Origin of the sequence: Synechococcus sp. R50.1 (assembly GCF_047462115.1) — a bacterium.
GTDB lineage: Bacteria > Cyanobacteriota > Cyanobacteriia > Thermostichales > Thermostichaceae > Thermostichus.
On record NZ_JANSIN010000040.1, the window covers coordinates 1 to 9,442 of the forward strand.

Here is a 9,442-nt window from a genome sequence, read left to right on the forward strand (position 1 = left end):
AAGAGCGGCTTTGTTACCTACGACGCTCGCATCTTTTCGTTCCGTCAAAAAGACTGGACGGTGTCGCTGACCACGGTTGATGGAAGAGAACGCTTTGAGCTAGCCATTGGTAACTACCAGAGGGGAATGCTGGCTGGTTCCAACCCAAAAGCTGCCACGCTGATCAAGCGCAAAGATGGCTCCTACTACATCCAGATTTGCGTAGAGAAAAAGCCACCCAAGCAACAAGATACCGACAGGGTGATCGGGGTGGACTTGGGAAGGACAGATATTGCCCATACATCGGAAGGAGATAACTGGAATGGACAGCAGTTGAACAGAGTCCGAGACCACTACTCCCGATTGAGGGCGGCACTCCAACGCAAAGCCAGTAAGGGCACACGCAGTTCGCGGCGCAGATACCGTCAACTGCTGCAACGGCTGTCTGGCAAGGAGAGACGCTTTCAAACGTGGGTCAATCATCGCATCTCTAAAGCTATTGTCTCTAGGGCAAAAGCTACCAACAGCGCTATCGCTCTGGAAGACCTGACAGGGATTCGGGAAAGAGTCAATCAACAACCCCGCAGCAAAACCGAAAGGCGCAGGGCCAACAGTTGGGCGTTCTACCAACTACGTCAATTTCTGGAATACAAGGCGAGGGTTGCAGGGGTTTCTCTGGTTCTTGTGCCGCCTGCTTACACGTCGCAGACCTGTCACAAGTGTTTACACATCCATCCCGATCCTGCGCAATCCTACCGCAGTGGTAAGTCGTTCAAGTGTGGGCACTGTGGATGGGAAGGGGATGCGGACTTTAATGGTGCGAATGTGATTGCGCTTTTGGGGGCTGTCGTAAACCAGCCTAGAGGTTCGGGCCTGTTTTGTTCTCTGGTAGAGCAGAGCAGGCTCAGGGCTACTGAAAGCCCGCTCCGTACCGCTTAGCGGTCGGAGCCGGGTAGTTTACGATGTGTTGACCCCAGACCGGCTCCCTTGGTTGGTTTAGCCGTTTTTCATTGCGGAGGTCATGATGGTCGAGGTTTTGGAAAGAGAAAAATTGGCCGAGGCACCTGCTGATAGTTCTCCGGCAGCTTCTCGAAAAATTTGGACTGACGAAGAGTTTATGGCTTTACCGGAGGATGGCAATCGCTATGAGGTTGTGAACGGAGAACTGGTTACCGTGGGCTCGGCAGGTGCAAAGCATGGGTACTACGTAAGTTTGATTCACATCATTCTGGGCTCCTACGTTCGCAGTCAAAGGATTGGATTTACCTTCGATTCCGATACTTCCTTCAAAATGAAATCCGGTAATCGCCGCTCTCCGGATTGTTCTTTTTTTTCCAAAGAACGACTGCAATCTCTGGGCGGGATCCCAAGGGGTTATATTGAGGGATCCCCAGACTTGGCTGTAGAAGTTCTCTCCGATGCCAACACCGTTGGAGAGATCCATGATAGGCTCGTTGAGTATTTTGAGAATGGATCCCGGCTGGTCTGGATCATTCATCCTGAAGAGAAATACGTTCTGGTCTATCGCCGGCCTGAGCCTGAAGCATTGAAGAAACCCGGCGACATCCTGGAAGGTGGAGAGGTGATCCCTGGATTTGCGCTGGATTTATCAGAGTTTTTTGCCGAGCCGGAGTTGTAGTTTTTCACCAACGCAATGTACGGATAAGACGCCTTCAGCACCTAGGGAAGAGCAGCCCTGTTAAACTAGTCTCAACAGTGGGATCCCATTTCATGGCACCGGTCTATCCGCAGGTTCTGGAGCGCAATCCCAAACGGCTGCGCATTGCCCTACAACGGTTCACTTCCCAGCAACTGGCTTGGCGGGCGGCAGCAGGCTTGGTGCTGCTGATTGTGGGATCCCAACTGTGGGCTCGTTCGCCGCTGTTGGGTTTGGTGGCTGTGGGGATGGGCCTGTGGGCTGGGATCCCTTGGGGGTTGGGGCAGATCCTGAATCTAGATTGCCAAAGCCAACGGGTGACCTTGACCCGGCTGGGTGGCCCTTGGGGCTTTTGGCGGCAGCAGGTGTTTTCCTATCCCTTGGCCCAGTTGCAAGGGGTGCGGGTACATCGGGTAGGCCAGGAGGTTTTGGACAACCAAGCTCAAGAGAGTTTCCAGGTCCAAAGCCAAGTGCGGCTGCAGTTTCACAGCGATCCTTCTAAACCGGAGCTGAACGAGGAGGTCATCGCCTGCTTTAGCAGCCAAGTCGGCATCAAAGGGGACGAACCAGAAGCTTTCGTGCTCTCTCAGCGGCTGGTGCGCTGGATTCAGAACTATCTATCCGAACACTCAGGAAACCTAAGAAACAACTCTTCACCCTGAAAGCCCCCTTTTCGAGGATACTGCCCCACCGTTCCAGTAGACTCAAACTTTGCTCTCCTTTTCGGGGAGATGGGGAATTGTTGGCACAGTGCTTGATCCTGGGTTAGAAATGCTGCTGAGATTCTTGTAAGCTTTGACACTCCATACACTTACGTAATTATGAGCGTCTCCTGGAATCTAGTCAACCTAAACACCTTACTCGACCGAAACACTCTGCCCGGATGGCTTTGGCTGCTCCTTTGGGGATCCTCACTGGCCGTGGTGATGTACTGGCAAAGGCGCTGGCTGCAGCGGGATCAGGTGGGTTTTCCCGATGTCATCATGCTGGCGCGTGCAGATACGACGGTGGTGGAATGTAACGAAGCTTGCCAGAAAATCTTGGGGGATTGGCGGGGCAGGCGCTGGATCGACGTGCTGCTGGCAGAAGAGCAGGAGCAGGCGCAGCAAAAGATAGCCCACCTTACCCCTCAGCAGCCCACCTTTACCCGGATTAGCAGAGTGGCGGATGCAGCGGGGCAGGTGCGGTGGTTTGAGTGGATCAACCAAGGCATTTTTGACCGGCGGGGCCGCTTGCAGTTCATTCGCGGCGTGGGCCGAGACATTACAGAGAAGAAACAGTTGGAAGAAAACCTGCGGCTGCGGGAGGCCCAACTGCGCACCTTGTTGGATGCCCTGCCATTGGCGGTGTGGGCCAGGGATCCCCAGGGAGTGCTAATTTTGCAAAATGCCACTGACCGCGCCTGGTTTGGCGATCTGCTGGGTACTTCTCTGGAGGAGGTGGCTCAGCAACATCCCCACTGGCCGGAGTACACCTCTCAAGTTCTAGCCGATCTAGAGCGGCAAGGGTTTTCCCAACTCGAGGGCAAGGAAGTAATTCAAGGTCAGGAGCGCTACATCTATCGCTTCGCTGTAAAGCTTCAGGATCAGTCTAAAGGATTAGGGCTTCTCGGCATTGTCCTAGATATCACCGAGCAGAAGCGCCTGCAACGAGAGCTAACAGATCAACAAGAACGCTTTCGCGCCTTTATCAACAACAGCCACGACATCTTGCACCGAGTTGATGCCCAGGGCCGGCTGTATTGCCTTAATCCCCCGGTGGCGGAGAAGATCCTAGGTCTTACCCCCCAGCCAGGAGAGCCTCAACCCCTGGAGCTGGTTCATCCCGAAGACCGCGAGGCCATCGCGTCTGCCTGCGAGCAACTCCTGTCCCAGCCCGGCCAGACTCTCTGCTTTGTCTATCGGATGCAACATGCCGACGGCCATTGGGTGTGGCTGGAGAGCCTCTGCACCAATCTCTTGGATGATCCTTTGGTTCAGGGGATCGTTTCCAGTACCCGCGACATTACCCAACAAAAGCAGGTGGAACTGGCCCTGCGAGAGAGCGAGGCCCGCTTTCGGGAAATTGCAGAGGCTGTACCGGTGGTTTTCTTTGTGTATTCTGCAGACTTGAGCCAGTCTCTCTACAAAAGCCCCCAAAGCGAGAAGATCTGGGGTTACACAGCAGAAGAGTTTCGCCGCAAGCCAGATCTCTGGAAAGACAGGATCCATCCCGAAGATCTGCCAAGGGTACTGCAGGTGGCCGCCCGAGCCACTCAAGAAGCCCAGCAGATCACCTACCGCATTTTCCATCGGGATGGCAGGCTGCGCTGGCTGCGTACTTCTTGCCGACCCATCTTGAACGAACAGCAAGAGGTTATCCGTATTGTTGGCATTACCGAAGATATTACGGAGCAGAAAGAAGCAGAGCTGGCTCTACAAGAAAGTGAAGCCCGGCTTAGGGCCATTCTGGACGGGATCCCTTTTCCCATCTTTCTCAAAGATTTGGAGGGGCGCTACTTACAGGTAAACACTGCCTATTTGCAGCAAGGGTGTAACCAGGAAGAGATCCTCGGCAAAACCGATGCCGAACTCTTTCCGCCAGAAGATGCCCTCAAGTTTCGAGAGCAAGATCAAAGGGCTATCCAGTCCCCTGATCCGATTAGCTGTGAGAGTGTCGTTTCTCGTAACGGTCGAGAAATATCGAGGTGGGTCACCAAATTTGCCCTGCGGGATCAGCAAGGGGATCCCTATGCCGTTTGCGGTGTTGTTGTGGACATCACCCCCCTCAAAGAAGCTCAAGAAGTGCTTCGGCAAGAGGCAGAGCGGGAGCGACTGTTGGGGGCCTTATTGCGGCGGATCCGCCAAGCTTTGGACTTGCAAACCCTCTTGGAAACAACGGTTGCGGAAGTGCGAGAGTTTCTCCAGGTAGATCGGGTGATGATCTACCGACTGCAGGGAAACGGGGGTGGGATTGTGGCCGCCGAGTCGGTAGCGGATCCCTGGCCCAGCCACCTGGGCCGCTACGTGTGGGATGAGTATTTCCAAAGGGATCCGTGCTATCGCAAGTACCAAGAGGGCTTTGTCCAGGCAGTGGGGGATGTAGCAATAGCCGATTTGGATCCTTGCTATCGGGAGTTGCTGGAGTCTTTCCAAGCCCAAGCCAACTTGGTGATCCCGATTCGGCAGGGTGAGGCTTTGTGGGGTCTATTGGTAGTTCAGCACTGCCAATCCAGCCGCCCTTGGCAAGAGTGGGAAATCCGGCTTTTACAAGAGCTGAGCGATCAATTAGCCATCGCGTTGCAACAGGCCCAGTTATATGAACAACTGCAAGCCCTCAATCAAACCTTGGAAGAAAAGGTTCGGCAACGCACCTCTGAGTTGCAGCGATCCCTGCAATTTGAGGCCCTGCTGAAACGCATCACTGACCGGGTGCGCGACTCTCTGGATGAAGCTGAAATTCTCAACACCGCTCTGCGCGAGCTGGGAGAAAACCTAAATGCAGATGGCTGCGATATTGGCCTTTACAACGCCGATCTCACCCTTTCCACCATCAGCTACGAGTATTGTCCTCGCTTGGGGTCGGCCTTGCATACTTGTATTCCCTTTGCCCAATATCCAGATCTCTACGCCCAGTTGTTGCGAGGAGAGCCCTGCATATTTTGTTTACTTCCTGACGCCCCCCGCCAAGGATCAGTCTTGGTCTGCCCTCTGCGGGATGGGGAGCAAGTCTTGGGGGATCTGTGGGTTTTTCGCAGCAGCGAGGAAAGTTTTGATGAGCAGGAAATGAATCTCGTAGCTCAAGTGGCCAATCAATGTGCTATCGGCCTAAGGCAGGCGCGCCTATTCCGAGCTGCCCAAGAGCAGGTGCAAGCCCTGGAGCGCCTTAACCGCCTCAAAGATGACTTTATCAGCACCGTCAGCCACGAGTTGCGCACCCCCCTCACCAGCCTGAAGATGGCGTTGCACATGCTGCAAGTTGCCCCTGCGAGGGAGAAGCAGGCCCAGTACCTATCCATCGCCCAGCGGGAATGCCAACGGGAGATCGAGCTGATCAATGACCTGTTGGATTTGCAGCGGCTAAAGGCAGGAGCCTATGCTTTGAATCTGCAAACGCTGACCTGGGAAGCCTTGTTGGGGGATTTGCTGTTGGCTATTGGCGAACGCGCCCGTACTAAGGGGCAAACCTTTCAAGCCAACGTGCCTCTGGAGAGCAGCATCACCACAGATCCTCTCCTTTTGGGGCGTATCCTGCGGGAGCTGCTACACAACGCGGTGAAATACACCCCCGGCCAGGGATCCATCCGCCTAGAAGTCAGGGTTGAGGCCAACCGAACTCGCATCCAAGTCAGGAATAGCCAAGAGATCCCGGCCGAGGAGCTCACCCGCATTTTCGAGCGTTTTTACCGGATCCCCAGCCATGATCCTTGGAAAGAAGGGGGCACCGGTCTGGGCTTGGCTTTGGTGAAACAAATGGTGGATCAACTGAGGGGATCCATTGAGGTCAACAGCTCTGCCGGTTGGACGACTTTTACGCTACATCTACCCGAATTGCCGCAATTTTAATTCCACTTCTTCCCCTCGCTTTGGGATACATTACTGGCAGGGATCCGGGGGGGCTTTGCCTAAACCTATGACAACTCGCCTAGATTTGGCTCTCACTCTTGAAGACTTCCTCAAGTTGCCTCACATAGAAGAGTCTCCGGCATGGGAGTACGTGGATGGAGTTGCCATTCAAAAACCGCTGCCCAAAGTCCGCCATTCCATTTTGCAAAAACGCCTTTTGGCTGAGGTTGACGGCAGCACCACCGACTATACTGCCCTACCCGAATTGCGATGCACTTTTGCCGGTCGTTCCATTGTTCCCGATATTGCTGTAATTGCGTGGGATCGAATTCGCCTCAGTGAAACAGGCGAGCCAGAAGATGACTTCACCGCAGCACCCGACTGGATTATCGAAATTCTTTCGCCGGGTCAAAGGGTAAGCCGTGTAATCGATAATATCCTGCATTGTCTAAAGCACGGCAGCAAATTAGGGTGGATGGTGGATTTAGACGATTACTCTATTTTGATATTTGCCCCTCAACAAGAGCCGGAAATTTGCCGAGCAGATCGTCAGCTCAAGGTGATCGATGGGATCCAGTTAGCATTGACTCCACAACAAATCTTTGTTCTCCAATACACTACCCCCGCCGCATGGCCGTAACCCCCGTGGGATCCAGCACCTTGCCCCGTTCCACCTCGGCATAGACCAGGTAGCGATCCCCGCAGTCCATCCAAGTTTTCACACGGCACTCCAGGTAAGCTAAGGCGTCCAACAAAATGGGGCAGCCATTCTCAGCAGTGGCCGTGGCCAAGCCGGCAAACCGATCTTCTCCAGGGCGCTGGGGCCGCTGAAAGTGCCGCTGCAAGTTGCTGCCCTTGCCTTCCCGCAAGATGTTAAGCACAAAGGGGGCCTGGGGATAGGTCAGCAATTCGGCTTCTTGTTCCTTGTTCACCGACAGGGTTAGCCCCGGTGGATTGAAGCTAGCCTGGGCCACCGACCAGGTGAGAAAGCCACGGCGGGTCTCTCCTTGCAGGGCGGTGACTACACACAGGGATCCCACCACCCGGCTCAGGGCTTGCCCAACCCGATCCGCCTGAGTTTCGCTGCTGGTTTGGCGAGGGGCGCGGGCTCGTTTGGCTTTGCGCAGGGCCTGAGCAAACTGGGATCCCGCCTCTTGACAGGCTTCCAGGATTTCAGGGGTGGGCTTAAACTTGGCGCGGATCGTCTCAAACCCCAAGGAAAAGCCGGCATTGAGCAACTTACTCTCGATGAGATCCACCGCTTCTCCGCTCCAGCCGTAGGAGCCGAAAACCCCGGCCAATCGGGTGGTGGGAACTGAAGAAAGGATGATGCCAAGGGCGGTTTGGATCTGCACAGGAGGATGGCCGGCCAAAGTCGGGGATCCGATAACAAACCCTTGGCAGCGCTCCAGAGCTTGGGCGATCTCCTCCGGAGTGGACCATTCGCAGTTGATCCGCTCCACCTTAACGCCGGCCCGCTCCAGCCCTTGGGCTATAGCCATGGCCATCAAGCCTGTATTTCCGTAAGCGGAAGTGTATAGGAGAGCTACCCGCTGCTCGCCGGGATCCTCTTCGCACCAAGTGTGGTAGTCCAGCCGCAAGCGCCGCAGGCTGTGGCGCACCAAGGGGCCGTGGGCAGGGGCATAGATTTGGGCGGGAAATTCTTCCAACTTGGCCAGGGCTGCCTTCACCTGGGACAATTGGTTGCGGTGCAAACAGTCGAAGTAGTAGCGGCGGTCTTCGCTGAGCTGCCGCCAATGTTCGTCAAACACTTGCTCATCGCACACGTGGGCGCCGAACAGCTTATCGGTGTAGAGGATCCCGGTGGCCGGATCGTAGGTACAGAGGGCATCTGGGTGGCGGGGCGTGGGCACGGTGCGAAAGTGCAACTCATGCCCTTCTCCCAAATCCAGGCGATCCCCATCCCGGATGACCCGCAAACGGAAAGACTGGTCGCCATTGTAGAAAATGCCCAGATCGGCGGCTTCTTCTTCGTCGCGACTGCGGGGCAAGGGATCCATCTCTTCAAAGGCGGCCCGTAGCGTAATGGATCCCGGCTTGGAGCAGAGCACCATCGCGTAGGGAGCCAGAGGCAATAGGGCCTTGAGAGTGGCAATGCGGTTAAAGTTGACGTGGCTGAGCAAAATAAAGTCCAACCGCTGCAGGTACTGGTGTTGGGCCAACTCTTCTAAAAAGATGCTGGTGAACGATTCCCCCGGAGGATCGATGAGAAGGGTTTGGCGGGCCTGGATGAGGTAGCTATTGGCAGTGGTGCCCCGTTGCCGAGCGTATTCCAGCTCAAACTTCAGGCGATCCCAGGTGCGGGAGCGGAGAACCAGCGTGGACGGGCCGATAAGGGCAACTTGGACATCGCGGGCGGGGATCTTGCTCTCCATAGCAGCCTCCGATGCGGTATCTGTCCTCACCTTGCCACGAAACTGGAGGAATGGGGATCCCTTTTCAGAGTTTGGGAGCCCACGGCCCGGCTTGCCCAAAAGTTAAGTCTGAGGCCCCGTCCTCACAACTGCGCAAGAAGCAAGCGATTGAGGTGGGGAGTGTGTCAAGTTTTTTCAAAGTCGGCCGGGCAAAAAGGAAGAGGCTAAGATCGGCTTGTAGCGTGTTCAGGCTGCCTATGTCTGCCCGATCCAAGTCCAAAGTGGAGGCCCCTACCAAGGGGATGGATCCCCGCCAGTTTACTGAAGCTGATGTGGCGGCAATTGCAGAGCGGTTGGAGCGCAATGAGTATCCGACCGTCTTTGGCTGCTTGGAAGACTGGCATGCCCTTCGAGCCGTTGCCTTTTATGCTCCCCACTTGGTGGCTCCCTATGCACACCTGTTGGAGTGGGAAGTGGATGAAGATTAGGACTGTCTTCGCAGTTCCGAAGGGATCCCAGTGCTCAGGGCAACGAGGGGGGAGGATTTCCGTCAGAGCCTTGCCGGCGAATCAGGTAGCGCACTTCTTCAAGGAGAACGTTGAACCTCTGATCCGTTTCCGCCTGCCGTTGGTTGATGGCCTGAATGGCGCGTTCGTGCTCTCGTTGTAGGGCGGTGAGGGTAACCAGAGCTTGAGTCACTTCCTCTGCCCACTCGGCAAGGTGAGCTAAGTCAGAGCGGGTCTCGCTGACAACTTGCTGTAGCTCTCGCAGGCTTTGAGCTTGGGCAGCAGCTTGTTCGGCAAATTCGGCGCGGCTTTCTTGGATGGACTGACGCAGCTCCTCGATTTCCCGCAGACGGGCGGCGTTCTCCTCGGCAGACTGGGTGC

Annotated in this window: 7 protein-coding genes and 1 pseudogene; 6 read left to right on the forward strand and 2 right to left on the reverse strand. The window is 55.5% G+C overall.

The window, feature by feature from the left end:
• The 5 genes from NW870_RS09965 to NW870_RS09985 all read left to right on the forward strand — a co-directional run.
• On the forward strand, window positions 1-918 hold a 918-nt coding region (locus NW870_RS09965; protein WP_414375107.1), incomplete at its 5' end, for an RNA-guided endonuclease InsQ/TnpB family protein.
• Between the two features lie 85 nt (window positions 919-1,003).
• Window positions 1,004-1,618: a Uma2 family endonuclease gene (locus tag NW870_RS09970; protein WP_414350202.1), complete on the forward strand. Its 615-nt coding sequence runs from the start codon at window positions 1,004-1,006 to the stop codon at window positions 1,616-1,618.
• A gap of 92 nt (window positions 1,619-1,710) precedes the next feature.
• Window positions 1,711-2,298 carry a hypothetical protein gene (locus NW870_RS09975; protein WP_414375109.1) on the forward strand — a complete coding sequence of 196 codons (588 nt, stop codon included), beginning with the start codon at window positions 1,711-1,713 and terminating at the stop codon, window positions 2,296-2,298.
• A 159-nt stretch (window positions 2,299-2,457) separates the two neighbouring features.
• Window positions 2,458-6,180, forward strand: coding sequence for a PAS domain S-box protein (locus NW870_RS09980; protein ID WP_414375110.1), 3,723 nt, complete (start codon window positions 2,458-2,460; stop codon window positions 6,178-6,180).
• 67 nt (window positions 6,181-6,247) lie between these two features.
• On the forward strand, window positions 6,248-6,820 hold the full coding sequence (locus NW870_RS09985; RefSeq protein WP_414375112.1) for a Uma2 family endonuclease: 573 nt from the start codon (window positions 6,248-6,250) through the stop codon (window positions 6,818-6,820).
• Here the strand turns inward: NW870_RS09985 and NW870_RS09990 are convergent.
• A complete protein-coding gene (locus NW870_RS09990; protein ID WP_414375114.1) occupies window positions 6,798-8,576 on the reverse strand; it encodes a flavin reductase in 1,779 nt (592 codons plus the stop codon). The two genes, NW870_RS09985 and NW870_RS09990, sit on opposite strands and share 23 nt — an antisense overlap.
• Window positions 8,577-8,812: 236 nt before the next feature.
• On the opposite strand from NW870_RS09990, the gene NW870_RS09995 reads away from it, so the two are divergent.
• A complete protein-coding gene (locus tag NW870_RS09995; RefSeq protein WP_011433368.1) occupies window positions 8,813-9,043 on the forward strand; it encodes a DUF2555 domain-containing protein in 231 nt (76 codons plus the stop codon).
• 34 nt (window positions 9,044-9,077) lie between these two features.
• On the opposite strand, the pseudogene NW870_RS10000 reads toward NW870_RS09995, so the two are convergent.
• Window positions 9,078-9,442: pseudogene (locus tag NW870_RS10000) on the reverse strand (hypothetical protein); the annotation flags it as partial.

Bases quoted from the DNA above. Each gene is read 5' to 3' on its own strand.
- NW870_RS09980 (WP_414375110.1), top strand. From the start codon at position 2,458: ATGAGCGTCTCCTGGAATCTAGTCAACCTAAACACCTTACTCGACCGA.
- NW870_RS09985 (WP_414375112.1), top strand. From the start codon at position 6,248: ATGACAACTCGCCTAGATTTGGCTCTCACTCTTGAAGACTTCCTCAAG.
- NW870_RS09975 (WP_414375109.1), top strand. From the start codon at position 1,711: ATGGCACCGGTCTATCCGCAGGTTCTGGAGCGCAATCCCAAACGGCTG.
- NW870_RS09995 (WP_011433368.1), top strand. From the start codon at position 8,813: ATGTCTGCCCGATCCAAGTCCAAAGTGGAGGCCCCTACCAAGGGGATG.
- NW870_RS09990 (WP_414375114.1), bottom strand. From the start codon at position 8,576: ATGGAGAGCAAGATCCCCGCCCGCGATGTCCAAGTTGCCCTTATCGGC.
- NW870_RS09970 (WP_414350202.1), top strand. From the start codon at position 1,004: ATGGTCGAGGTTTTGGAAAGAGAAAAATTGGCCGAGGCACCTGCTGAT.